The organism is Bradyrhizobium sp. GCM10028915, from assembly GCF_042666195.1.
Taxonomy (GTDB): Bacteria; Pseudomonadota; Alphaproteobacteria; order Rhizobiales; family Xanthobacteraceae; genus Bradyrhizobium; species Bradyrhizobium canariense_D.
Window position 1 is genome coordinate 151,668 of the sequence record NZ_JBHTFN010000071.1, and the last position, 24,905, is coordinate 176,572.

The 24,905-nt window shown below is 65.0% G+C and carries 24 protein-coding genes; 14 read left to right on the top strand and 10 right to left on the bottom strand.

Features of this window, described 5'->3' with window-relative positions; translation table 11 throughout:
* Nucleotides 1-178 precede the first annotated feature (178 nt).
* The 3 genes from ACFQX9_RS36360 to ACFQX9_RS36370 all read left to right on the top strand — a co-directional run bounded on the left by ACFQX9_RS36360 (nt 179) and on the right by ACFQX9_RS36370 (nt 2,496).
* Nucleotides 179-646: a hypothetical protein gene (locus ACFQX9_RS36360; RefSeq protein ID WP_085349581.1), complete on the top strand. Its 468-nt coding sequence runs from the start codon at nt 179-181 to the stop codon at nt 644-646.
* Between the two features lie 97 nt (nt 647-743).
* Entirely contained in the window at nt 744-1,436 is a 693-nt protein-coding gene (locus ACFQX9_RS36365) for a response regulator transcription factor (RefSeq protein ID WP_018453654.1), read from the top strand.
* On the top strand, nt 1,423-2,496 hold the full coding sequence (locus ACFQX9_RS36370) for a HAMP domain-containing sensor histidine kinase (protein ID WP_018453655.1): 1,074 nt from the start codon (nt 1,423-1,425) through the stop codon (nt 2,494-2,496). Before ACFQX9_RS36365 ends, ACFQX9_RS36370 begins: the two co-directional genes overlap by 14 nt.
* Here the strand turns inward: ACFQX9_RS36370 and ACFQX9_RS36375 are convergent.
* Together ACFQX9_RS36375 and ACFQX9_RS36380 are read right to left on the bottom strand one after the other, a co-directional pair.
* Nucleotides 2,493-2,864 carry a response regulator transcription factor gene (locus ACFQX9_RS36375; RefSeq protein WP_007614569.1) on the bottom strand — a complete coding sequence of 124 codons (372 nt, stop codon included), beginning with the start codon at nt 2,862-2,864 and terminating at the stop codon, nt 2,493-2,495. The two genes, ACFQX9_RS36370 and ACFQX9_RS36375, sit on opposite strands and share 4 nt — an antisense overlap.
* A complete protein-coding gene (locus ACFQX9_RS36380) occupies nt 2,861-3,727 on the bottom strand; it encodes a S1C family serine protease (protein WP_018453657.1) in 867 nt (288 codons plus the stop codon). The genes ACFQX9_RS36375 and ACFQX9_RS36380 overlap by 4 nt, the downstream gene beginning before the upstream one ends.
* Nucleotides 3,728-3,928: 201 nt before the next feature.
* On the opposite strand from ACFQX9_RS36380, the gene ACFQX9_RS36385 reads away from it, so the two are divergent.
* The 4 genes from ACFQX9_RS36385 (at nt 3,929) to ACFQX9_RS36400 (ending at nt 9,536) form a co-directional block, all read left to right on the top strand.
* The gene (locus ACFQX9_RS36385) at nt 3,929-4,894 is read left to right on the top strand and encodes a VOC family protein (protein ID WP_377791921.1); all 966 of its coding nucleotides are present in this window, start codon (nt 3,929-3,931) and stop codon (nt 4,892-4,894) included.
* Between the two features lie 63 nt (nt 4,895-4,957).
* The gene (locus tag ACFQX9_RS36390) at nt 4,958-5,833 is read left to right on the top strand and encodes a dihydrodipicolinate synthase family protein (RefSeq protein WP_018453659.1); all 876 of its coding nucleotides are present in this window, start codon (nt 4,958-4,960) and stop codon (nt 5,831-5,833) included.
* A gap of 168 nt (nt 5,834-6,001) precedes the next feature.
* On the top strand, nt 6,002-7,087 hold the full coding sequence (locus ACFQX9_RS36395; protein ID WP_018453660.1) for a S1C family serine protease: 1,086 nt from the start codon (nt 6,002-6,004) through the stop codon (nt 7,085-7,087).
* A gap of 124 nt (nt 7,088-7,211) precedes the next feature.
* The gene (locus tag ACFQX9_RS36400; protein ID WP_377791922.1) at nt 7,212-9,536 is read left to right on the top strand and encodes a xanthine dehydrogenase family protein molybdopterin-binding subunit; all 2,325 of its coding nucleotides are present in this window, start codon (nt 7,212-7,214) and stop codon (nt 9,534-9,536) included.
* A 107-nt stretch (nt 9,537-9,643) separates the two neighbouring features.
* On the opposite strand, the gene ACFQX9_RS36405 is transcribed toward ACFQX9_RS36400, so the two are convergent.
* The 3 genes from ACFQX9_RS36405 to ACFQX9_RS36415 are packed head-to-tail and all read right to left on the bottom strand — an operon-like array spanning nt 9,644 to nt 12,864.
* Complete coding sequence (locus ACFQX9_RS36405) at nt 9,644-10,840, bottom strand: acyl-CoA dehydrogenase family protein (protein WP_377791924.1); 1,197 nt, start codon at nt 10,838-10,840, stop codon at nt 9,644-9,646.
* A gap of 15 nt (nt 10,841-10,855) precedes the next feature.
* Entirely contained in the window at nt 10,856-12,004 is a 1,149-nt protein-coding gene (locus tag ACFQX9_RS36410; RefSeq protein WP_377791925.1) for an acyl-CoA dehydrogenase family protein, read from the bottom strand.
* A 5-nt stretch (nt 12,005-12,009) separates the two neighbouring features.
* A complete protein-coding gene (locus ACFQX9_RS36415) occupies nt 12,010-12,864 on the bottom strand; it encodes an enoyl-CoA hydratase (RefSeq protein WP_018453664.1) in 855 nt (284 codons plus the stop codon).
* A gap of 184 nt (nt 12,865-13,048) precedes the next feature.
* Between ACFQX9_RS36415 and ACFQX9_RS36420 the strand changes: the two genes are divergently transcribed.
* The 6 genes from ACFQX9_RS36420 (at nt 13,049) to ACFQX9_RS36445 (ending at nt 18,276) form a co-directional block, all read left to right on the top strand.
* Complete coding sequence (locus ACFQX9_RS36420; RefSeq protein WP_018453665.1) at nt 13,049-13,657, top strand: LemA family protein; 609 nt, start codon at nt 13,049-13,051, stop codon at nt 13,655-13,657.
* Between the two features lie 132 nt (nt 13,658-13,789).
* A complete protein-coding gene (locus tag ACFQX9_RS36425) occupies nt 13,790-14,698 on the top strand; it encodes a YgcG family protein (protein WP_085349575.1) in 909 nt (302 codons plus the stop codon).
* A 3-nt stretch (nt 14,699-14,701) separates the two neighbouring features.
* Complete coding sequence (locus ACFQX9_RS36430; protein WP_018453667.1) at nt 14,702-15,199, top strand: TPM domain-containing protein; 498 nt, start codon at nt 14,702-14,704, stop codon at nt 15,197-15,199.
* Between the two features lie 269 nt (nt 15,200-15,468).
* Nucleotides 15,469-16,443: a hypothetical protein gene (locus ACFQX9_RS36435; protein WP_377791927.1), complete on the top strand. Its 975-nt coding sequence runs from the start codon at nt 15,469-15,471 to the stop codon at nt 16,441-16,443.
* 93 nt (nt 16,444-16,536) lie between these two features.
* Nucleotides 16,537-18,084: a hypothetical protein gene (locus ACFQX9_RS36440; protein WP_377791929.1), complete on the top strand. Its 1,548-nt coding sequence runs from the start codon at nt 16,537-16,539 to the stop codon at nt 18,082-18,084.
* Nucleotides 18,085-18,111: 27 nt separating this feature from the next.
* Nucleotides 18,112-18,276 carry a hypothetical protein gene (locus ACFQX9_RS36445; protein WP_007596528.1) on the top strand — a complete coding sequence of 55 codons (165 nt, stop codon included), beginning with the start codon at nt 18,112-18,114 and terminating at the stop codon, nt 18,274-18,276.
* 8 nt (nt 18,277-18,284) lie between these two features.
* Here ACFQX9_RS36445 and ACFQX9_RS36450 read toward each other — a convergent pair whose 3' ends face one another.
* The 3 genes from ACFQX9_RS36450 to putA all read right to left on the bottom strand — a co-directional run bounded on the left by ACFQX9_RS36450 (nt 18,285) and on the right by putA (nt 23,443).
* Nucleotides 18,285-18,932: a glutathione S-transferase family protein gene (locus ACFQX9_RS36450; protein WP_018453670.1), complete on the bottom strand. Its 648-nt coding sequence runs from the start codon at nt 18,930-18,932 to the stop codon at nt 18,285-18,287.
* Nucleotides 18,933-19,124: 192 nt separating this feature from the next.
* A complete protein-coding gene (locus ACFQX9_RS36455; protein ID WP_018453671.1) occupies nt 19,125-20,330 on the bottom strand; it encodes a CaiB/BaiF CoA-transferase family protein in 1,206 nt (401 codons plus the stop codon).
* A 113-nt stretch (nt 20,331-20,443) separates the two neighbouring features.
* Nucleotides 20,444-23,443, bottom strand: a complete 3,000-nt coding sequence (gene putA, locus ACFQX9_RS36460; RefSeq protein WP_377791930.1) for a bifunctional proline dehydrogenase/L-glutamate gamma-semialdehyde dehydrogenase PutA — start codon at nt 23,441-23,443, stop codon at nt 20,444-20,446.
* 114 nt (nt 23,444-23,557) lie between these two features.
* Between putA and ACFQX9_RS36465 the strand changes: the two genes are divergently transcribed.
* Nucleotides 23,558-24,019 (top strand): Lrp/AsnC ligand binding domain-containing protein, encoded by a 462-nt coding sequence (locus ACFQX9_RS36465; RefSeq protein WP_018453673.1) that lies wholly within the window; start codon nt 23,558-23,560, stop codon nt 24,017-24,019.
* A 168-nt stretch (nt 24,020-24,187) separates the two neighbouring features.
* Here ACFQX9_RS36465 and ACFQX9_RS36470 read toward each other — a convergent pair whose 3' ends face one another.
* Nucleotides 24,188-24,388: a cold-shock protein gene (locus tag ACFQX9_RS36470; protein WP_007596519.1), complete on the bottom strand. Its 201-nt coding sequence runs from the start codon at nt 24,386-24,388 to the stop codon at nt 24,188-24,190.
* Between the two features lie 208 nt (nt 24,389-24,596).
* Nucleotides 24,597-24,905: a sulfite:cytochrome C oxidoreductase subunit B gene (locus ACFQX9_RS36475; RefSeq protein ID WP_085384418.1), complete on the bottom strand. Its 309-nt coding sequence runs from the start codon at nt 24,903-24,905 to the stop codon at nt 24,597-24,599.

Here is a 24,905-nt window from a genome sequence, read left to right on the forward strand (position 1 = left end):
CCCCGCTCTCACCCCACCCTCTCCCCGCAAGAACGGGGCGAGCGAGTGAGAGAGCAGCGTCTCCCTAACTTCCGCGTCAGAATCTGGCGCGTTTGTAAGTTGAAGGCGCCTGTCCCTTCCTCTCATCTGATCCTCCTCGCGCGGCAGAATATTGTCGCGCAGCACGGAGGATGCTTCGATGGACAACAGGATTCTCAAAGGCCTCACCGCGGTGACGATCGCAGCGGTGATGGCGCTCGCTTCACCGGTGCTTGCCAGAGGCGGTGGCGGTGGCGGTGGCGGTCATGGCGGATTCGGCGGTGGTGGGCATTTCGGTGGCGGCGGCATGCACACGGGAGGCTTCGGCGGCGGCATGCACACCGGTGGCTTCGGTGGTATGCGCGTCGGCGGCATGGGCGGCGCCCGTTTCGGCGGCCCGGGCTTTGGCGGTGCACGTTTCGCGCATGCGGCGATCGGGCCGCGCTTCGCTGGCTCCGGCTGGCACGGCAGGCCCTTCATCGGCCGCCATGCCTTCTTCCGGCAACACCATCGCTTCTTCTTCGGAGCACCTTTCATCTATGCCGGCTACTATGACGGCTGCTGGCGCAGGAGCTTGACGCCCTATGGGTGGCAATGGGTCAATGTGTGCGGAGACTCTTGGTACTAGCATCGCCGTACCGCACCATTGTCGCGATCGTCATCGGACGGTTCCGCTCAGCCCCGGAACGGGATAGTCTGGTGGCGATCGTCGCGCGGAGTTTGTCATGACCGGAGCTCACCGCCGCATTCTGGTCGTCGAGGACGACGCGGAAACCGCAGGCCAGCTCGTCGAGGAGCTGACGACTTCCGGCTACGACGTCGATCTCGCCGCCACCGGGCGCGAAGCGCTCAGCCATGGCGCCGCGCGCGACTATGCCGTGATCACCATCGACCGCATGCTGCCCGATATCGACGGCATCAGCGTGATGCGCCAGTTGCGCGACGACGGCATCGCCGCGCCGTTCCTGATCATTTCCGCACTTGGCGAGGTCGACGACCGCGTGCGCGGCTTGCGGGCCGGCGGCGACGATTATCTCGTCAAGCCGTTCTCCTTCACCGAATTGCTGGCGCGGCTGGAGGCACTCGGCCGGCGCAGCGACACCGTCGCCAAGGAGACGATCCTGCGGGTCGGCGATCTCGCCATCGACCTGATCGCACGCAGCGCGAGCCGCCGCGGCCGGAAGATTCCGCTGTTGCCGCGGGAATTCCAATTACTCGAATATCTGGTCCGCAACGAGGGCCGCGTCGTCTCGCGTGCGATGCTGCTCCAGCATGTCTGGGATCTGCATTTCGATCCCTCCACCAACATCATCGACGTCTATGTCGGACGCGTCCGTCGCAAGGTCGATGATGCCCAGGCCTATCCGCTGATCCACACCATCCGCGGCATCGGATATTGTCTCCGTGCTCCTGGCTAAAACGCTCCGCTCCTCGACCTTCCGCCTTGCGCTGATCGCGATCGCGGCGTTCGGGTTGATCGTCGCGGCGATCATGGCCTATGTCTATTTCGGCACGATCGCCTATGTGCAGAGCCGTGTCGGCGATGCCGGCGACCACAGCGGCTTCACCGCGATGATCGAGCTCGCAATGGCCGCTGTCGCCGTGCTGATGCTGGTGCTCGCCGGGCTCGCCGCGGTGCTGGTGACGCGCCGCACGGTCGGGCGGATCGAGGAGATCAACGCCACCAGCCGCGCCATCATGATGTCGGGCCTCGACCAGCGCATTCCCTTGCGCGGCAGTCACGACGAATGGGACCGGGTCGCCGAAAACCTCAACCAGATGCTCGACCGCATCGAGACTTTGATGGGAGAGGTCAAGCAGGTCAGCGACAACGTCGCCCATGATTTGCGTACGCCGCTGACGCGCATGCGGGGTCGGCTGGAAAAGGCTTATCACGCCTCGCGCAATGGCGAGGCCGACGCGGCGCTGATCGGTGACACCATCGCCGATCTCGACGCCGTGCTCGGCATGTTCGCCTCCATCACGCGCATCTCGGAGATCGAGACCCGCGCCCGCCGTAGTGCGTTTCGCACCCTCAATCTCGCCGAAATCGCCGGCGAGGTCGTCGAGCTCTACGATGCCGCCGCCGAACAGGTTGCGACGCGGCTCAGCCTCGGCGGCGATCGCGAGGTGGCGATTATTGGCGATCGCGACCTGCTGTTCGACGCTATCGCCAATCTCGTCGACAACGCGATCAAGCACGGCTGCAAAGGCGGGCAGGTGACCGTCACCTGCAGCAGCACCGACGGCGGTGCGACGATCGCGATCGCCGACGACGGCCCGGGCATTCCGGCGGATCAGCGCGATCACGTGTTCAAACGCTTCTACCGGCTCGAGCAGAGCCGCTACACCCCGGGTAACGGCCTTGGCTTAAGCCTGGTCGCCGCGGTCGCTCGCCTCCATGGTGCCGAGATTGCCCTGCACGACAACGCGCCGGGCCTGACGGTCCAGCTCAGCTTCCCGCCGCACCCGACCTAGAGCTCGATCACGCCGCGGCGGGCCGCATGTGCCACCGCATCGGTGCGGCCGGTAGCGTCGAGCTTGTCGAGCAGCGAGCCGACATGGAATTTCACCGTGTGGACGGAAATGCCGAGCTGACGCGCGATCATCTTGTTGGAGCCGCCTTCCGCCATCAACGCCAGCACGTCGAGCTCACGTTGCGTCAGCGCAATGTCCTCAGGCATGATGCGCGGATCGCGAGTGACAATCGTCGCGGCGGCTTTCTCGCCGGGTTCGGCGAGGCGAAGCCCGGCGATATTGCCGAGCAGAGCAGCCAGGCGATCGGCGAGGGCGGGATCGTCGATCTCCAAAGCCAACACGATCTCGGGCGCGATGTCCTCGCTCACGCCGCCGGCCTCTCGCCGATCGTGACCTTGAAGCTGACCGGCTCGCCGCCGCGGCGCGCCGCGATATCGACCACCGCGCCCACGCTCGCCGGACCCAGCGTCCGCGACAGCGCGCGCACGCCGGACAGCTTCTGGTCGTTGACCGCGACGATGACGTCGCCCTGGCGGATGCCGGCCGCCGCCGAAGGGCCGGCCTTGTCGACATTCATCACCATCGCGCCGACGCCGTCGTCGAGCCGGACCGGCTGCAGCCCGAGGCCGAGATATCCGCGTGCGATGCGGCCGCGCGCCTCTAACTGGGCCGCGACCCGCTCGATCGTCGCTGTCGGGATCACTAGCACACGCCTCGGGCCGAGCACGGCCATGCCGAAGGCTTCGCCCGATGCGTCGAGCGCGAGGCCGCCCTGCTGGCTGGAGCGCAAGCGGACGTCGAGCTCGATCCGCGCGTCGATGTCGCCGCCGCGCAGGGAGCGCCAGCTCTTGCCGGACTGCGACACCATCGCGAGCGCGGCGCTCGGCGTATCGCGGTTGGTGGCGACGACGACCGACAACGCGCCAAGGGGCGGCACAATTGTGGCCAGCTTGACCGGGGCAATCGCCGTATCGGCGCGCAGCAGTGCGATATCCGTCGTATGGTCGCGGCCGGCGATCGTGGCGGCCGCGGTGCTGCCGTCGGGGAGGCCGATCTCGACGTCGCCCTCGTCGGCCAGCGCCTCGTCGGCGGTGACGATCAGGCCGGGTTTCCAGACGAAGCCGGTGGCGCGGGAACGATGCGAATGGACGGCGACGACGGACGGCGCGGTGCGGGACACCATATCCGCGAGCGCGGACGACAGCGAAGTCAGGGGAGTTGAGTCGGTCATGGCAGGCTCCTGTAAAGCTGTCCTCAATCTGGGATGTCGCGGGCGATCGCGTAACTGGCCGCATGGCCAGGAAATAAGCAGGGAAGCTGGTCCGTAAGAGCACGGCCGACGAACATGTGATTGGAGCCGCTCACGGGAACGTGTAGCAATCGGCTCGACCTTGTGCCGTACGGCCTCAAGCCTTTTTGCGAGCCCTGATTGATGACCATCGACCTTACCCGCCGCACCCTGCTTCAACTCGCCGGCGCCAGCTCGCTCGCAATGGCGGCTGCGGGCGCGGCGCGCGCCGAGGGCACACCGCAGGGCGGCGGTCCGACCTATGCCAGCCGCACGCCGATGCGCGTCGGCATGGTGACGCTCCTGGTGAAGAATCTCGACAAGGTTGCGAACTACTACCGCGACGTGATCGGGCTCACCGTGATGGAACGCTCGGCGAGCGCCGCCAAGCTCGGCACGGCCGGCATCGCGCTGCTGGTGCTGGAGGCCCGTCCTGATGCCGAGATCGAGCCGCGCAACGCCGCCGGCCTCTATCACACCGCCTTCCTGATGCCGACCCGCAAGGACTTGGCCCGCTGGCTGGTAGCAGCCGCTTCGCATCGCGTGCCGCTGTCGGGCTTTGCCGATCATCTCGTCAGCGAATCCGTCTATCTCGACGATCCCGAAGGCAACGGCATCGAGGTCTATGCCGACCGCGATCCCTCGCAATGGCAGTGGAGCGAAGGCAACGTGAAGATGGCGGCCGACGAGCTCGACATTCCCGACCTGCTGTCGCTGACCAATACGCGCGTGCCTGATTATGCCAAGGCACCGGACGGAATGCGCATCGGCCACATGCATCTGCGCGTCGGCGACCTCGCGCAGGCGCAGAATTTCTACCACGGCACGATCGGACTCGACCCGACCCGCAGCCGCAACGGCGCCGCGTTCCTGTCGTCGGGACGCTACCATCATCATCTCGGCATAAACGTGTGGCAGAGCGAGGGCGCCGGCCAACGCGACGATCAGACAACGGGGCTCGCCTGGTTCTCGCTGGTGACAGCTAAGCAGGATCTGCTCGCCGCACAGGAAGAGCGCCTGCGCAAGGGCGGCGCGAAAGTCACGGCGCTAGCGGACGGCGTTGAGGCGATCGATCCCTGGGGCACGCGGGTGCGGCTGATCAGGATTTGATCGCCGGCACGAGCGTTGGTAAGACCGTCAGGCGCTAGCCAGTTTCCGGGATTCACACCTGACATGTCCGATTTTCGCGGCGTCTTCCCTTATCTCGTCTCTCCCGTCGCTGCCGATGGCGCGGTGCGGACGAACGTCCTCGCAAAGCTCTGCGACGATCTGATCGGCGCGGGCGTCCACGGTCTGACCCCGCTCGGCTCGACCGGCGAGTTCGCCTATCTCAACGCCGCCCAACGCACCGCGGTCGTGCAGACCACGATCGAGGCGGCAAGGGGACGTGTGCCTGTTGTCGCGGGCGTCGCCTCCACCTCGACGGCAGATGCGGTGGCGCAGGCGAAGGCGTATCAGAAGCTCGGCGCCGACGGCATTCTGGCGATCCTGGAAGCGTATTTCCCGCTCGCCGACGCCCAGATCGAATCCTATTTCCGCGCCATCGCGGATGCCGTGGACATCCCCGTCGTCATCTATACCAATCCGCAATTCCAGCGCTCCGATCTCACCCTCGAAATCATCGCGCGCCTCGCCGAACATCCGCGCATCGGCTACATCAAGGACGCCTCGACCAACACCGGCCGGCTGCTCTCGATCATGAACCGCTGCGGCGATGCCTTGCGGGTGTTCTCCGCCTCCGCCCATATCCCGGCCGCGGTGATGCTGATCGGCGGCCTCGGCTGGATGGCGGGCCCCGCCTGCATCATTCCGCGCCAGAGCGTCGCGCTCTACGACCTCTGCAAGGCCGGCCGCTGGGACGAGGCGATGGCGCTCCAGCGCAGGCTGTGGCGCATCAACGAAGCTTTTGCCCGCTTCAACCTGGCGGCCTGCATCAAGGCCGGCTTGGCCATCCAGGGGTACGACGTCGGCGATCCTGTCCCGCCGCAGGCCGCTCTCACCGCCGATGCGCGCAAGGTCGTAGAAGCGGCATTGCGGGAGCTGGCGTAGCGGTTTGTCACGCGGCAATGGGCCCCGGCACGGGCAGCGGAACCGTCCTTAGCTGCCCGATTCGAGAAACTTCCATTCATTTTCGACGTTGCTGCGTGAGCTGGCTCTGTCACCTCCCGGCATGTGCATTCGAGAGATCGTCTTCAGCATACGACACGGTGATCACTGATGAATCGTCGCTACGCAATCATTGCGGCGGCTTTTGCCGCCCTGCTGCTCGTGGTAACTGCCGTGAAGGTCCAGCATGCGCCATGGACAACCCCCTCCGCGCGCGCCGTCGAGCAACGTGGTCCGCTGTCCGAGGCCGAAAGGGCCACCATCGACATCTTCGAACGAGTGTCGCCCTCGGTTGTCCAGGTTGCGGTGAGATCGGCCGCTACTCCAGTCATGGGAGAGGAGGGGCAGGGCGGCGCTTCCGGCACGGGATTTGTCTGGGACCGCGACGGGCATCTCGTCACGAACAACCATGTCGTGGCCAATGGCGGCGAGATCGCGGTCCGCTTTGCGTCGGGAGAGGTGGCTCGGGTTGATCTGATCGGCACCGCCCCCAATTACGATCTTGCGGTCCTGCGGATCCGCAGCGTGCGCGAGCTTCCACCGCAGGTGGCTCTCGGCAGTTCGACCGACCTGAAAGTCGGGCAATCCGCGTTTGCGATCGGCAATCCTTTCGGGCTAGATCAGTCGATGACGAGCGGCATCATCAGTGCCCTCAAGCGGAGGCTTCCGACCCATGGCGGCCGGGAGATTGCCAATGTCATCCAGACGGATGCCGCAATCAACCCGGGCAATTCGGGCGGGCCGCTGCTGGACTCCGCCGGCCGGCTGATCGGCGTCACGACTGCGATCATATCGCCGTCCGGCTCGAATGCAGGCATCGGTTTCGCGGTGCCGGTGGACGTCGTGAACCGGATTGTCCCCGAGCTTATTCGCAATGGCCGCGTGCCGACGCCCGGCATCGGCATCGTCGCCGCCAGCGAGGATGTGTCGACGCGGCTTGGCGTCCAAGGGGTGATCGTGGTCCGGACAGCCCCCGGCAGCCCTGCGGAACAGGCGGGGATTCGCGGTGTCAACTTGTCGACTGGAACGGTCGGAGACATCATCACCGCGGTGGAAGGCAAGCCGGTGCGGCGGCTCTCCGACCTGACTGATGCGCTCGAGCAGGCCGGTGCCGGTAAGACCGTTCGCCTCACGGTAAAGCGGGATTCGGACACCCGTGATATCAATGTGGGCATCATCGACATAGAGCGCTCCTGACCCGGCAATCTGCGGCCAGAGCGGGCGTGACACGCAATGCAGATGTGCCGCGGCTCGGTTGTATCGACCGCAAAATCGGCTAAAACCCCCGCGGTCGTTTTCTGGGTTTCAAGGACATGGTGGAATGAACATTCTTCCCGGCAATTTGCGTTTCGGAGCGGGGCAGCCCGTCAAGCGTTTGGAAGACCAGCGACTGCTCACCGGGAAGGGGCAGTTCATCGACGACAAGCCGGAAGATGGCGCGCTGTGGTTGTACCTGCTGCGCTCGCCGCATGCCCATGCGAAGATCGTCTCGATCGACACCAGCGCCGCCACGGCGATGCCCGGCGTGACCGCGGTCTATACCGGCGCCGACCTCGTCAAGGACGACATCGGCGTTATCCCGACCTTGAGCATCTTCAAGCGCCCCGACGGCAAGCCGATGACGGTGCCGCCACGCCGTCTGCTGGCGCACGACATCGTGCGCTATGCGGGCGAGGCCGTGGCTGCCGTGGTGGCCTCCTCGCGTGCCGACGCGCAGAGCGCAGCCGAAGCGATCGTGGTCGAATATGACGTGCAGCCGGCGGTGGTCGATCCCGTCGAGGCGGTCAAGCCCGGCGCGCCCGTGGTGTGGCCGGAGGCCCCCGACAACATCGTCGGCGCGATGGCTTACGGCGATGCCGCCAAGGTGGACGAGGCTTTTGCCAGGGCGGCGCATACCGTCGAGCTCGATCTCGTCAGCCAGCGCCTGGTGCCCTCGGCGATGGAGCCGCGCTCGACCATTGCCGAGATCGACAAGACGTCCGGCCGTCTCCTGCTGCATGTGCAGTCGCAGACGCCTGCCTCGACCCGCGACGTGCTGGCCGAGGCCGTGCTGAAGCGTCCCAAGGACAGCGTTCGCGTGCTGGTCGGCGATATCGGCGGCGGCTTTGGCCAGAAGACCAACCTCTATCCCGAGGACGGCATCGTCGCCTATGCCGCAACCAAGCTGAACAGGAAGATCCGCTGGCGCGGCGACCGCACCGACGAATTCGTCGGTGGCACCCACGGCCGCGATCTTACCTCGACAGCTTCCTTTGCGCTCGACGAGAAGGGCAAGGTGCTGGCCTACCGCGTCAGCTCGATCGGCTGCACCGGCGCGTATTCCTCAGGCGCGGCCAACATCATCCCGCTGGTGCTGGGGCCGTTCGTGCAGACCGGCGTCTACGATTTGCCGCTGGTACATTTCGAGGTGAAGTCGGTGATGACCCACACCGCGCCGGTCGGCGCTTATCGCGGTGCGGGCCGCCCGGAGGCCGTGTTCATCGTCGAGCGCCTGTTCGACGCGGCTGCACGAAAAATCGGCATGGATCCGCGCGCGATCCGGAAAGCGAATTACATCAAGCCGGCGCAACTGCCCTATACGAATGCTGCGGGGCAGGTTTACGATTCCGGCGCCTTCGCGCACATGCTCGATCGCGCCGTGAAGCTTGCGGATTGGGACGGCTTTGCCGCGCGCAAGAAAGCGGCGAAGAAGAAGGGCCTGCTCTACGGCCGCGGGCTCACCTCCTATATCGAGTGGACCGGCGGCCGCGCCCACACCGAGAAGGTCAGCCTGCACGCGACCGCGCAGGGCCGCGTCGTCCTGCATTCCGGCACCATGGCGATGGGGCAGGGGCTGCAGACCACCTACACCCAGATGATCTCCGACACGCTCGGCATCCCCATGGACAAGATCGACGTGGTCCAGGGCGACACCGATCTGGCGACGGGCTTCGGCAGCGTCGGCTCGCGTTCGCTGTTCGTCGGCGGCACGGCGGTCGCGGTCTCATCCAACGATCTGATCCAGAAGGCGCGCGAGAAGGCGGCGAACGTGCTGGAGACCTCGATCGAGGACATTGAATATCAGGGCGGCATGCTCACCGTGGTCGGCACCGACCGCCGCATCAGCCTGTTCGACATTGCCGAGAAAGAAGGCGGCGCAAAGCTCAGCGTCGATTCCGAAGGCGAGGTGGACGGTCCGAGCTGGCCGAACGGCACCCATATCTGCGAGGTCGAAATCGATCCCGAGACCGGCGTCTCCAAGGTCGTGCGCTACACCACGGTCGACGACGTCGGTGTCGCGGTGAACCCGATGCTGGTGACGGGACAGATCCATGGCGGTGTGGCGCAGGGTATCGGCCAGGCGCTGTATGAGAGCGTGTCCTATGATGCCGACGGACAGCTGCTCACCGCGAGCTACCAGGACTACTGCATCCCGCGCGCCGACGACGTTCCGCCGATCGTGGTGACGCTCGACGATTCCGCGCCCTGTCGCACCAATCCGCTCGGCGCCAAGGGCTGCGGCGAATCCGGCGCCATCGGTGGCCCCCCTTGCGTCACCAACGGCGTGATGGATGCGCTCGCCGAGTTCGGCATCACCCAGCTCAACACGCCCCTGACGCCGCAGAAGATCTGGCAGGCGATCCGGGATGCGAAGGTGGGCGGTTAGCGGCCATTGTCGTGCTGGCTGTCGCCACAAATCCAACTCGTCGTCCCGGCCTTCGCCGGGACGACAGTGAGACCGGGACGACAGTGAGAATGTAGCGCCAGTGCCCCTCAGATCCCCAACATCATCTTCGCAATAATATCGCGCTGGATCTCCGAGGTGCCGCCGAAGATCGTATAGGCGCGGCCGTTGAGATATTCCGGCATCACCGTCAGCATCTCCTCCGGCATCGCCGGCTCGTGGTTGAGCTTGTAGAGCGGGCGCATCGGCTCGACCGCGAGGGCGTCATGGCCGATGACGTCGGCGCCGAGCCGGGTCACGGCCTGGCGGATCTCGCTGTTGCGCAGCTTCAGGATCGACGACACCGCACCGGGATTCTGTCCGGTCTGCAGCGCCGACAGCACGCGCAGCTCGGTCATCTCCAGCGCGTCGATGTCGACCTCGACTTCGGAGATGCGCGTCGCGATGTCGGGACTGTCGATCGCGCGGCCCGTCAGATCGGACTCGGCAAGCTCCGCGATCGCCTTCAGCCCCTCGCGCAGCTTCGCCGAGGCGATGCCGGAGCCGCGCTCGAACTCGAGCAGATACTTGCCGTAGGTCCAGCCCTTGCCTTCCTCGCCGACGCGGTTCGCCACGGGAACGCGCACGTCGTCGAAGAACACCTGGTTGACCTCGTGGTCGCCGCCGATGGTGAGGATGGGGCGCGTCGTGATGCCCGGTGTCTTCATGTCGATCAGAATGAAGCTGATGCCGTCCTGCTGCCGCGGGCCGTCGCTGGTGCGCACCAGCGCGAACATGCGGTTGGCGTGGTGGGCATGCGTCGTCCAGATCTTGGTGCCGTTGATGATGTAGTCGTCGCCATCGCGCACGGCGCGCGTCTTCAGCGAGGAGAGGTCGGAGCCGGAGCCCGGCTCGGAATAGCCCTGGCACCAATAATCCTCACCGGACAGAATGCGCGGCAGGTAGAAGTTCTTCTGCTCGGGCGAGCCGAAACCGATGATGACGGGCCCGACCATCTTCACGCCCATCACATTGACATTGGGCACGCCGGCCCGCGCGCTTTCAGTCTCGAAGATCCAGCGCTGCGCCGGGGTCCAATCCGGCCCGCCATGCTCGACCGGCCAGCCCGGCGCGCCCCAGCCTTGCTTGTGCAGCGTGCGCTGCCAGGCCATGCCGATATCGGGGTCGGAGAACACCGACGGCGTCAGCGCGGTCGCGCGCTTCATCTCCTCGGTGAGGTTTCTGGCAATGAAGCCGCGCACCTCGTCCTGGAAGGCGCGCTCCTCGGCATTGAACGACAGGTCCATGATGCGCTCCTTGTGTCAGGGCGGCACGGTGGGGCGGCCAAGCAGGGCGTGGCGGCCATAATGGTGCGCGCTGCCGCCGAACAACGTGTCGAACGCGACCAGCCGCTTGAAATAAGCGCCGACCTCGAGCTCCTCGGTGACGCCCATGCCGCCGTGAAGCTGGATCGACTGCTCGCCGACGAAACGCGCGGATTTGCCGATCTTCGCCTTCGCGCCCGATGCGGCCCGCGCGCGCTCGACCGGATCGGCGTCGACCTTCAGCGCGGCGCGCAGCGCAATCGAGCGCGCTTCGTCGACCTGGACCGCCATGTCGGCAAGGCGGTGGCGGATCACCTGGTTGGCGGCGAGCGGCCGGCCGAATTGCTTCCGGATTTTTGTGTACTCCAGCGTAGTATCCAGCAGTACCTGCATGATGCCGACGGCCTCGGCGCCAAGCGCAGCCATGGCGCGATCAACAGCCCATTCGATTGCCGGCAGCGCGTCATGCCCGTTGCCGAGCAAGGCATCCTCCGGCAGTTGCACGTCCGACAGCTCGATGTTGCAGGCCCGCCCGCCGCCGAGGCGCTCGTAGTCGGAGATCGCAACACTCGGAGTTGTCGCCGGCACCAGGAACAGGCCGATGCGGCCGGAGGAGCCCTGATGATCATGGATATGCGCGGAGACGATGATCTCGTCGGCGGCGTGGCCATCGAGCACGGCAATCTTGCGACCGGCCAGGCGCCAGCCTTGCGCCGTGCTGTGGGCGGTGGTTGCGACCTTGGCAAGATCGAACCGCGCCGCGCGCTCGGAATGCGCGAGCGCGAGCTTCAACGATCCGTCCGCGATCTTCGGCAGGATGGCCTGCTTCTGCGCCATGCTGCCGCATCGCTCGATCAACGCGGCGCCAAGCACGACCGACGCGATATACGGCTCCGACACAAGCCCGCGGCCGAAGGCTTCCATCAAAATGCCGATCTCGACCGCGCTGCCGCCGAGCCCGCCACACTCCTCCGCGATCGGCAGCGCCAGCCAGCCCAGTTCTGCGAATTGTTTCCACACCGCCGGACTGAAGCCGAGCGGATCGTTCGCCATCTTGCGGCGGTGATCGGCATCGTAGCTTTCGGCCACGAAGCGCTCCGCGCTTTCGCGCAGCAGGCGTTGCTCGTCGCTGAGATTGAGATCCATCCTGTCTACTCCGCGGCGGCCGGCGGCTTGCGGACGGAGGGGTGTAGGCCCGATGGATCGACGATCATGCCGAATTCCTGAAGATTATGCGCGTGACAGAGCTGATGCAGCGCAAAGGCCTGGTCGATTGCAGCCGGTTGGCCCATCACGTCAACCGAACGATTCACGGCTTCCTTGGTCAGCTTCAGCGCAAAGGACGGTTTTGACGCGATTTTGCGCGCCAGCGCCAGCACGGCGGATGACAGCTCTGCGCGCGGCACGACCCGGTTGACCATCCCGAGTTGATGCGCCTCCTGCGCGCTCCATGCGTCGGCCGTGAACAGAAATTCCTTGGCCTTGCGCGGGCCGAGCTCCCAGGGATGCACGAACCATTCGACGCCGCAGACACCCATGGTGACCACGGGATCGCAGAACTGCGCATCGTCACTCGCGATGATGAGATCGCAGGCCCAGGCCAGCATCAGGCCGCCGGCGATGCACTTGCCGTGAACCTCTGCAATGGTCGGCTTGGCGAGGTTGCGCCAGCGCCGGGTGATCTGGAGATAGATCTCCTGCTCGCGCGCGAAGCGGCCATGGGCGTTTGCTTCGGCGAAGCCGCCCCAATTTCCGATCGGCGGAAAATCCACGCCCGCTTCATTCTTGCTGCCGGGTCGCAGGTCATGGCCTGAGGAGAAGTGCGGACCATTGCCGGCGAGAATGATCACCTTGACCGCGTCGTCCTGCACCGCCTCGTCGAAGGCGGCGTTGAGATCGTAGGTCATTTGCAGGTTCTGCGCGTTGCGCGCGTCGGGCCGGTTCATCACGACCCGGGCAATCGCCGGCTCCGGCCTCTCCACGAGGATGGTCTCGAACGAGCTCATCGCGTTCCCCTGGCGTTCCCGACCTGGCATTATTGTTCCCTCAAGTTGACTATTACAGCCAGGATTAAGCAAGAGGCTTGCGTACATCGGCTGCTTTTCACAGGCCACGGCCGGGACGCAAGATGTCTGGCATCTCGCGCGCGCAATCTGGTAGCTTGCGCCCGATTCCACCGGGAGAAATTTGATGCGCAAGATCCTGACCGTGCTGGCGGCGCTGGCCTCGTTGAGCCTCACCAATTGCGGCTATAACGCGATCCAGAGCGAGGACGAGCAGATCAAGGCCAATTGGTCCGAGGTCGTGAACCAGTATCAGCGTCGCGCCGATCTCGTGCCCAACCTCGTCAACTCGGTGAAGGGTTTTGCGCAGCAGGAGAAGGACGTGCTGCTCGGCGTCACCAATGCCCGCGCCAAGGTTGGCAGCATCCAGGCGACGCCCGAGGTGCTGAACGATCCCGCCGCATTCCAGAAATTCCAGGCCGCCCAGGGCGAACTCTCCGGCGCGCTGTCGCGGCTGCTCGTGGTCACCGAGAACTACCCCCAGCTCAAGTCGGATGCGCTGTTCAAGGATTTGATGTCGCAGCTCGAAGGCACCGAGAACCGCATCACGGTGGCGCGCAACCGCTACATCAAGGCGGTGCAGGACTATAACGTCACCATCCGTTCGTTCCCGAGCAACGTCACGGCGATGATGTTCGGCTACAAGGAAAAGCCGAACTTCACGGTCGCGAACGAGAAGGAAATCTCGACCGCGCCGAAGGTCGATTTCAATCCGGCGCCCGCGCCGTCGAAGTAAGTGCCTTCGACCCCGATGCATGCCCCACCCACCACCGTCATTCCCCGCGAAAGCGGGGAATCCAGTACGCCGCGGCTTCACGGTTCAATCACTGCTGCCTCTGGAATACTGGATCGCCCGCCTTCGCGGGCGATGACAACGATGTTGTGGCGTGCCGTTTTGGGCTTCTCAGCATTCGTCCTCGTCTTCGCGCTCCTGTTCACCTTTGCGCTCCCCGCCTCAGCCGATGTCGCCGTGCCGCAACTGACCGGCCGCGTGGTCGATCAGACCGGCACGCTCTCCAGCGGCGACATCGCCGCGCTGTCGCAAAAGCTGCAGGACTTCGAGATGCGCAAGGGCAGCCAGATCGCCGTCCTGATCGTGCCGACGACGGACCCGGAGACCATCGAGCAATTCGCGATCCGCGTCGCGGAGGCCTGGAAGATCGGACGCAAGAAGGTCGACGACGGCGCCATCCTCGTTGTGGCCAAGAACGACCGGCATTTGCGCATCGAGGTCGGTTACGGCCTCGAGGGCGCGCTCACCGACGTCACGTCGCGGCGCATCATCGATGAAGCCATCACGCCGAAATTCAGGAGCGGCGATTTCGCCGGCGGCATCACGGCGGGCGTCGACCGCATGATCCGCGTCATCGACGGCGAGCCGCTGCCGACGCCCTCGCGCAGCGTGAATTTCGGCGATTGGAACGACGTCGAGCCGCTTTTCTACTTCCTGCTGTTCGGCCCGCTGGTCATCGGAGGCATCCTGCGCTCCATGTTCGGGCGGCTGTTCGGTTCGGGAATAACGGGAGCGATCGTTGGTGTCCTCGCCTGGTTCGTGATCGGCTCAGCGGTCATCGGACTGGGCGTCGGTGTGCTCGGCGCTGTCCTGACGTTTATCGCCGATCTGTTTGGGGCGGGATCGGGCACGGGGTCCTCGCGTCGTGGCTCGTGGTCGAGCGGCTCGTCATCCGGCGGCTGGAGCAGCGGGTCGTCGTCGAGCGGCGGCTTCAGCGGTGGTGGCGGCAGTTTTGGCGGCGGCGGCGCCTCGGGGAGCTGGTAGGTCATGAGCATCAGGCGCATCACCCGGCATCTGCTCCAGCACCATTGGCGTGCCAAGCAGGTGTTCCCGAAGGGCGTGCTCGGCCGCATCGAGCAGGCGATCAAGCGCGGCGAAGCCAGCCATTCCGGCCAGCTCCGCTTCGTGGTGGAAGGCGCGCTCGACGGCGGCCCGCTGTTTCGCAACCAGCCGGCGCGCGAGCGCGCGCTTGACGTGTTCTCGCAACTGCGCATCTGGGACACCGCGCACAACAATGGTGTCCTGATCTATCTCCTGCTCGCCGACCGCGATGTCGAGATCATCGCCGACCGCGGTATCGATGCGAAGGTTGGTGGCGAGCGTTGGGAGAGCATCTGCCGCGCCATGGAAGTCGAGTTCAGGTCGGGGCAGTTCGAGCGCGGCGTGATCGGCGGCATCGAGGCGGTGTCCCGGGAGCTGACAAAGCACTTTCCGTCAAGCGGCCCGCACCCCAACGAGCTGCCGGATGCACCGGTGCTGATGTGACGGACAGTGATGTGGACAGAGCGGGCGTCATCCACGCCCGTCGTTGACCACGTGGGGGCGGCAGACCCTGTCCGTTGCGCGGCCGTTCATCTTCGCCCGGTTACAAATTGCTTCATACCCGCCACACCGGTTCCACGTTCCCGGCCCAATTCGGCCCCGGATGACTCCCTAAAATTTCGGTAAGCGGGTCCCGAAGTAAGGATTTCGCAAGCAATGAAAGTTACCAAAAGGTCAATCCAGAGTGGAGTATTTGAGCTGTGAGCGAACCAATGGCTGAGCAGGCTGCCCAAACGACCGGTGAGCAGACGAGCGTCGTCGAAGCCGCCGCGACCGCGCCGCAGGCCGTCGAGTCTGCGGGAATCGAGGCCGCTTCGATTGCCCCTGACCACGAGGCGCCGCCCAAGCCTGATCCGATCGAGATTGAGCCGCCGCGGATCGAGGTGCCGAAGTTCGAGGCCCAGGTTGAGCCCAAAGCCGAGACCAAGTCCGAGCCAAAGCCCGGCAAGCTCATCGTCATGGCACCCGCAGAGCGGTCCTGGGACCGTGAGGAGTTTGCGCCGCATGTGAAGGCGGACGAGCCGCGCGAGAGCGGCGGCGCGCGCCGCCTGTCGGCGATGGCCGCGGTAGTGGCGATTGCAGCCAGTGTCGGCGCCATCAGCGGCGCGCTCGCGACCGCAGGGATGATGCACTTCGCAAGCTCCGCGCCGGCACAGGTTGCCGACACCAGCGCGCTGGAATCCTCGGTCGCCCGGATTGATGCCGATGTCGTCGCGCTCAAAGCCAACGTCGAGCATACCTCCAAGACCGGCCTCGGCCAGTTCAACCGGACCAACGACCGCCTCGACAAGCTCGAGAAGGCGCAGGCCGAGCCAATGGCCAAGATCGCAAAGCTGTCCGAGACGGTCGACAAGCTCCGCGCCACCCCGCCCGCGGCGCCCGTCCAGGCCGCAGCCGCCGTGCCCGCCAAGGAGACCACTGGTTCGATCGCACCGACCCAGGTTGCAACCGCCGCAGCTGCGCCGGCTCCCGTCGCACCCAAGACCGAGGTCGGCCGGTTGCCGACGGTCGAAGGCTGGGTGCTGCGCGACGTCTCCAACGGCGGCGCACTGGTCGAGGGCCGCGGTGGCCTCTACGAGGTGTATGCCGGTGACCCCATCCCAGGGGTTGGCCGTGTCGATGCGATCCGCCGTCAGGACGGCCGCTGGGTCGTCGTCACCAGCAAGGGGCTGATCGTCGCGCGCTGAGCGGCCCATATCCGATTTCCGAAAAGGCGCTTCACCACGATGTGAAGCGCCTTTTTGCTTGAATAGCCGTCCCTGCGCGGTGTTACCTGAGGCATGAGCCGCGCCTTGCGAATTCTCGTTGCCGCCGCCGTATTTTTCGGCGGCATCGTGTCGTTGTTGGCCGCGGAGAACGCGCAACTGGCACGCGGCACGGCGATCACCGATCCCGATCTCCTGCGCGAGCTCGACCAGCACGATGCGCTCACGATCTCGCGCCTGTTGTGGCCGGAGCGGAACGCGAACTTTCCGCTGACGACCGATCTGATGTTTTCGTGGTTGTCGCAGCTCAAGGAGATTCCTCCCGCGATCGAGGCGGAGATCGATCGCTACGTCGCCCGGCAGAAGGCGGCATATCCGACCGAGACCATCGGCGTCGGCGAGGGCTTCGACGTACAATTGTTCGATCGCGCCAATCTGAAATCCCGCGACACCCGTTTCGTGCTGGCCGGCATCGTCAACCGCATGGACCGGGCCTATGTCTCGGAAGACTCCTGCGGCGAGATCAGGCTGATCTATCGTCTTGTGCGTTTCGAGACCAAACCGGATGGCGGCAGGACAGCCACGCGGCTGCCGATGACGCTCAATCTGGTGATGAAGGCGCGCGACGTGCGCCAGATGGACGGGAACGGCAAGCCGATCACCTGCGCCGAGGTCGCGCGACGCTGGCTCGGCAATGGCGACTGGCAGGGGCTGATCGGCAGCGACTTCTTCCCTTACGATGCGATGCTCGATCGCATCGAGACCAACATTCAGATCTCAGTTGCGGCGAAATCGGCGCTGCACGATTTCCGCTCCGACTATCTGCTCAAGGTGTTCAAGTACGACGCCGCCTCGAAGACGTTCGAGGAATCGACGCTGGAGAACCAGATCGACCGCGACCGCATTCTCGCTGACAATGATCTCCGGCGCGACTTCAGGGATTGGCTGCTCGCGCCCGATCATCTTCGCGACTTCGATCGCGGTACGGTGCTGATCCCCGAGAAATTCCTGGCCAAGGCTGCAATCGTGCCGACGCCAGCCGGCCTCGATGCTTCTCCGTTGCAGCCGGAGTTCGGGATGGTGCAAGGGGAGCGCAACGGAGAGGGACAGGGCGAGCCGGTCTTCTCCGACAACGATGTGGTTGGTGCGTTGAAGCAAGCTGCTGCGCGCGGGGACATCCAGAACGTCCGCTCGGTCGCGGGCTTCCAGCGCCGCCTCAATGACGTCACCTGCGCCGGCTGCCACCAGACCCGCGGCATCGGCGGCTTTCACTTCCCGGGCGTTGATTGGCTTGCGGACAAGCCGTCCAACTTGACCATCGTGCCGGCCTCGCCGCATTTTCTTGGCGACCAGGTCCGCCGCCGTGACATCCTGACCGCGATGGCCGCAGGCAAACGTCCTGATTTCTCACGTGGATTTGCCAGCCGGCCGCAGACCCGCGGCAGCACTGAGCTGGCGGGGACCGAATATCAGGACGGCTGGGGCGCGCATTGTTCCCTGGAAAATGCGGGATCGCGATCGACCGACAGGAGTTTTACGTCATGGAGCTGTGCTAAAGGATTGACCTGTCAGGCTGCCGCGGCTTCGCGCCGCATCGGCATGTGCTTCATCAAGACGCGTTAGGCTGTCTCGAACCGGTTTGGATGACCCATGACGGACTCCAGCGAAGCCAACAAGGAGCGCAATCGCGAGATCGCGCAGAATGAAGAGGCCAAGCAGGTTACCGGCAGCATCCGCGTCAGCACCTGGGCGGTCGCGGTCGTCGTCATCATCGGCGGAATCCTGTTCACGCTCGGCTGGCTGGCGCTGAAGTAGCCGCGCCCTCACTTCGCGTAATTCGTCATCCGCTTGCCGGGCAGCAGCTCGTAGGCCGGCTGCCAGCCGGGCAGTGTGGCCATGCGGCCAAGCCAGGCGTGAATGGCGGGATAGCTTTCCGCGAAGTCGAAGCCGTGCTCGTCGCTCGGATAATGCAGATAGGCCATCATCGAGATATCGGCGACGGTCGGCCTGGTTCCGATCGCGAATTCGTTGTGCTGGAGATGACCGTCGAGAATGCCGAGAAAGTCTTCGAGCCGCCTGCGAAAATGTTTCAGCACCTGCGGATCGTTGCTTTGCGTGAAGGCGCGCATGAAGCGGTAGGTCGCCATGTAGCCGGTGAGCTTGTGGTTGTCCCAGAACAGCCAGCGCAGCAGCTCGAACTTTTCCTCCTCGGTCTCGGCGCCGAAACGCCCGTGCTGCTCGGCAAGCTTGAGCAGGAGAGGCGCGGTCTGCGTCATCTTCACACCGTCGACTTCGAGCACGGGAATCTCACCCATCTCGTTCACGCTCTTGCGCCATTCCGGCGTGCGCGTGACGCCGCCGCCAAAATCGGTCCAGACCGGCTCGAACCTCTCGCCGCAAAGCGTCAGCATCAGCCCCAGCTTGTAGCTGTTGCCGGATTCGGGGAAGTAGTGCAGGCGGTAGCTGGGCATGGGACCTCGCGATGACTGTGATTGTTGAAGCGATCTACGTCGTCGTCCCGGCGAAGGCCGGGACCCATAACCACCGAACGCAGTTTGGCGAAGATTTGGAGTTATCAGCTTCGTTCGACCTCTTCCTCTCTGGGATATGGGTCCCGGCCTTCGCCGGGACGACAGCGTGGATGTATGACCGCTGTCGGCTCCTTACCCCACAGCCCCCTGCGACCGCAGCTGCTTGATCGCGGCGTCATCGTATCCCGCGCCGCGCAAAATTTCGTCACTGTGCTCGCCGACGTCGGGCGGCTTGCGCGGCTGCACTTTCTTGGCGCCGTCGATCCAGATCGGGCTGGAGATGGTGAGCATGGTGTCGTTTTCGAATGGCACTAGAACTTCGTTGTCAAGCATCTGCTTGTCGTTCGGGATGTCGTCCAGGATGCCGACGATGCCGAACACGAGACCGTTGCCGTCGAGGATCTTGCGCCATTCGGCGAGATCCTTGGTCGCAAAGGTCTCGTCAAAGATCTTGATCAGCTCGACGGAGCGGGCGTGGCGGTCGGGCTTGGTGGCAAAGCGCGGGTCGGTGATGAGATCTTCGCGGCCGAGACACCTGGCCAGCGTCGGAAACTGTTTCTCTTCGCTCAGCAGTGACAGGATCAGCCAGCGGCCGTCCTTGCACTGGTAGTGGTTGGCGACCGCGTTCAACGCGCGTTCGCGCGGCCGCCGCTCGGCGAATTTGGCGCCGCAGAGCTTTGCCTGCGCCAGCACGCTCGCAGCCCACACGCCGTTCGCCATCAGATTGGAGGCGACGTGCGAGCCCTTGCCGGTCTTCTCGCGCTGGTACAGCGCGGTGACGATCGCGCCGTAGAATGCCATGGCGCAGGGATGGTCGCCCATGCCGGCGACCGAGCGGGCTGGCGTCGTGTCGGTGTCGGCGCGGACGAGGTCCATCAGGCCGGAGCGCGCCCAATAGGCGTTGCTGTCGAAGCCGGGCTTGTTGGCCTCTTCGCCTTTCTCGCCATAACCGGTGAACGAGGCGTAGATCAGGCGATCATTGAGATGGGCGAGATGGTCATAGGTGATGCCGAGCTTGGTGCGCACCGGCGGCGGCATGTTGGTGATGAAGACGTCGGCCTCTTCGACCAGCTTGTAGAGCACGGCCTGCGCCTCGGGCTTTGCGAGGTCGAGCGCGATGCTCTTCTTGTTGCGGGCCTCCAGCAGCCAGGCGAAATTGTGCTCGCTGGTCGGATAGCCCGGAATGTTGGGCAGATTGCGGTAGGGATCGCCGGCGCCGGGCGGCTCGATCTTGACGACTTCGGCGCCGAAATCCGACAGCACGGTCGCGGCCGCTGGTGCTGCGATGAAACTCGCGCAATCCAGCACCTTGAGCCCTGCAAAAATGCCCTTTTCCATTGCGGCGTTGCTCCCTCACTCGTGTTGTATCCCGCGCGCTGGAATTGGCGAGGGCCACGTCACGGCAGCATTAGACCGATGTTTCGGCGGGATGCAACGCTCCTCGCCGCGCCTCACTCATCCCCTGCGAGCAGGGCAGCATTGCCGCCGGCTGCTGCGGTGTTGATCGTCACGGTCTGCTCGGTCGCAAAGCGCGCGAGGTAGTGCGGGCCGCCGGCTTTCGGGCCGGTTCCGGACAGGCCGTTGCCGCCGAACGGCTGCACGCCAACCACGGCACCGATCATGTTGCGGTTGACGTAGATGTTGCCGATCTGGACGCGGTCGACGATCGCCTCGATCGTATCGTCAATGCGGGAGTGGATGCCGAGCGTCAGCCCGTAGCCGGTGCGCTCGATCGCTTGCAGGACGCGTTCGAGATTTTCCGCACGATAGCGCACGACGTGGAGGATCGGGCCGAACACCTCCTCGGTGAGCTGGCCGGCATCCCCAAGCTCGAAGATGTGCGGCGCCACGAAGCAGCCCTCCGGCGCGGTGCCGGCAAAGTGCAGCCGCGCCTCTCTCTTCATGCGTGCGATGTGCGCATCGAGGCGCTGCTTGGCCTCGACATCGATCACCGGCCCGATATGGGTCGCGACGTCGCTTGGATCGCCGATCTTCAACTCGCGCGCCGCGCCCGCGATCATCTCGATCATGCGGTCGGCTACGTCCTCCTGCACGAACAGCAGCCGCAGCGCCGAGCAGCGCTGGCCGGCGGAACGAAACGCCGAGGTGACGACGTCGTCCGCGACCTGCTCTGGCAACGCGGTCGCATCCGCGATCATGGTGTTGATGCCGCCGGTCTCCGCGATCAGCGGCACGATCGGCCCGTCCTTGGCTGCCAGCGCCCGGTTGATGCTGCGCGCGACCTCGGTCGATCCGGTGAAGACGATTCCACCGATATCGGGGTGCGCGGCCAGTGCGGCGCCGATGCGGCCGTCGCCAGTGACGAGGTGCAATGCGCTTGCGGGGATGCCGGCCTCGTGCAGCAGCCGCACCGCCTCGACCGCGATGCGCGGGGTCTGCTCTGCGGGCTTGGCCACCACGCTGTTGCCGGCCATCAGCGCCGCCGTGACCTGGCCGAGGAAGATCGCCAGCGGAAAATTCCATGGCGAGATTGCCACGAAGACGCCGCGGCCGCGCATGGCCAGCGCATTGCTCTCGCCGGTCGGGCCCGGCATCGCCACATCGTTGCCGAACAGCTTGCGACCCTGCGCGGCATAATAGCGGCAGAAGTCGGTGGCCTCGCGCAGCTCCGACAGCGCATCGTCGAGCGTCTTGCCGCCCTCGCGTTGCAGCAGCGCTATGAAATGGGGCGCGCGGTTCTCCAGAAGATGCGCGGCCTGCTCCAGCGCCGCCGCGCGCGTGGCTGCGGGTGTCCGGCTCCAGGCGGCAAAGCCGGCGCGCGCCGCAGCCACTGCCGCATTGGCCTGATCCGGCGTTGCGTCCGCGATCGGCTTGAGGTCGATCGTCTCGGCTTTGACCTCCGTCAGCAACCGGTCGAGCGCGGCGCGCGCGCCGAATTCGACGCCGCGCGAATTGCGCCGCTCGGGCGCGAACAGGTCGCCCGGCAACGGAATCTTGGGATGGGCCGCGTGCTGCGGCCGGACGATGGCATCCGCCGGGCGCTGCAACAGCGCCGTAACCGGCACGCGATAATCGGACGCTTGCGCCACGAAGGAGGAGTTGGCACCGTTCTCCAACAGTCGCCGCACCAGATAGGCGAGCAGGTCGCGATGGCTGCCGACCGGGGCGTAGGTGCGGTAGGCGATGTCCGGGTGATCCTTGGCGAGCTGCTCGTAGAGCGCCTCGCCCATGCCGTGCAGGCGCTGGAATTCGAAGCCGCCGTTCGCACCGGCAAGCTCCAGCACGGTCGCGACGCTCAGCGCGTTATGGGTGGCGAATTGCGGGAAGATGCGTGGCCGCAGACTCAACAGCTTTTGAGCGCAGGCGACGTAGTTCAGATCCGTCATCGCCTTGCGGGTGAACACGGGATAGCCGTCGAGCCCGCGCTCCTGCGCGCGCTTGATCTCGGTGTCCCAATAGGCGCCCTTGACCAGCCGCACCATCAGCTTGCGGTCGTGCGCCCGGGCGAGCGCATCGACATAGTCGATCACGTCGCCGGCGCGCTTCTGATAGGCCTGGATCGCGAGGCCAAATCCGTCCCAACCGGCAAGCGAGGGATCGGCGAGCGTTGCCGCAATCACGTCGAGGGACAATTCCAGCCGGTCGGCTTCCTCGGCGTCGACGGTGAAGTTGAGATCATGGACCTTGGCGCGCTGCGCCAGGTCCAGCAGTTGCGGCACCAGCTCGGCCATCACACCGTCGCGGCTGATTGCCTCGAAGCGCGGATGCAGCGCCGACAGCTTGACGGAGATGCCGGGCCGATCGGGCAGGGGATGGCTGCCCGCCGCCTTGCCGATAGTCAGAATCGCGCTGGCATAGGCGTCGAAATATCGCCTTGCGTCGGTGGCGGTGCGGGCGCCTTCGCCGAGCATGTCGAAGGAATAGCGCTGCCTCTCGCCGGAGCGCGGCCGGGCCCGCTCCAAGGCCTGCGCGATGGTCTCCCCCAGCACGAAATGATTTCCCATCAGCCGCATCGCCTGGCGCGTGGCGGTGCGCACGGCGGGTGCGCCCAGCCGCTTCACCAGCCGGCCGATGGTGCCATCGGGCGTCTCGCCGGGCTGGATCACCCGCGCCGAGAGGCCCAATGCCCAGGCCGAGGCGTTGACCAGGAAGGCGGTGGACTTGGTCTCGTGGTGGATGAAGTCGCCCTCGCCGAGCTTGTCCTCGATGAACTGGTCGGCGGTGCGCGCGTCCGGCACGCGCAACAGGGCCTCGGCCAGCACCATCAAGGCCAGCCCTTCCTTGGTCGAGAGCGCAAATTCCCGCAGCATATCCTCGACTCCACCAAGCCGGTCGTCGCGCTTGCGGATGGCTTCGATCAGCCGCGTCGCGGTGCGATCGATCCGCGCATCCTGCGGCGGGCCGAGATGCACAGATGGCAAAAGGCGCGCGGCGATATCGGCGTCATCGGGCGCGTAGGCGGCGGAGAAGGGAGGCGGAATGTTCGGCATGGCGTGTCCTGTGGCTTCAATTCAGGATAATGCCCACGCTACCTTAGCTCGATAGACAATTTAGCTCATTCGGCTTAGAAAATGAAGTCGCCCAGTCATTTGACCTTACGGAATATGGAATTAGATCGAACCGACCGGAAGATCCTCTCGATTTTGCAGCAGGACGGGCGAATCGCCAATGTCGAGCTCGCGGAGCGCATTGGGCTGTCGCCGACCTCGATCGGCGAACGGCTGAAGCGTTTGCAGCGAGAGGGCTTTATCGAGGGCTATGGCGCGCGGCTCAACCCGCACCGGCTCGGCCTCGGCCTCCTGGTGTTTGTCGAAGTGCTGCTCGACAAGACCACGCCCGACAATTTCGAGCGTTTTGCCCGCGCGGTGAAGCTGGCGCCCGAGGTGCTGGAGTGTCACATGGTCGCCGGCGGCTTCGACTATCTTGTGAAGGCGCGGCTGGCAGACATGGCTGCGTATCGGCGCTTCCTCGGCGAGACCTTGCTGTCGATGCCCGGCGTGCGCGAAACGCGAACCTATGCGGTGATGGAGGAGATCAAGCGCGACGCACCATTGCCGGTGGACTAACGAAGTGCCGTCGCGATTGTCATTGCTGTGGCGTCCAATGGGCGGTCTTCGCGGGCAAATAGTTCTCCCTGTGCAATCGCAACGCCTGTCGTCGAGTGCACTGACCGTTTCTAAAATTTCTTGGCCCGGCTCCCGGATCGATCCGGGAGTTAGCAAAAGCCGGCGGGCTTATACTTTGAGGTTCTCTGCGGAGCTTTTGCCTCGGTTTGCGATCTCTTCATATTCAACCGTCTGTCCTTCGTTCAGGGACGACAGACCGGCTTTCTGCACTGCCGAGATATGCACGAACACATCCTTGCCGCCCGACGCAGGCTGGATAAATCCATAACCCTTCGTCGGGTTGAACCACTTGACCGTACCTTTAGCCATCACGACTTCTCCGCGGGTCTTCCTCCGAGATCTCGAACCGCCAGTCCCCGCCAACCGGCCGGTTCGGTCCTAATACGATACGCGGAATGTGGCTGGCTTGGTAGCTCAAACCACATCGGCATTTCGGCGAATTCCGCTCAACTTCGCGGCGTTTTTGCCGGATTTGCCCTTTTCGCGGTCACTTGGTCGGCGCGCCGCGCGCCATCCGTCAATAAGTCGCGGCCAGATAATCGACGATCTTGCTGACATCGGCATCGTCGATGGGGGCGCCATAGACCTTGATCATCTTGGTCACCTCGGCCTGCCAGAAACCTTTCTTGTCCTTCATCGGCGGCTGCGTGTTGATGTAGTCGGCGGAGTGGCAGGCGCTGCAATTGCCCTGCACGACTTCGAGATTGGGCCCGGGCTTGAACGCCGCGACCTCATCGGGGGTCTTGTAATTGACCGGTGCTGCAAGTGCCGAACCCACCACGGCGGCGAGGGCGAGCGTGATGGCGAGGAAAACGGTGCGCTGCAT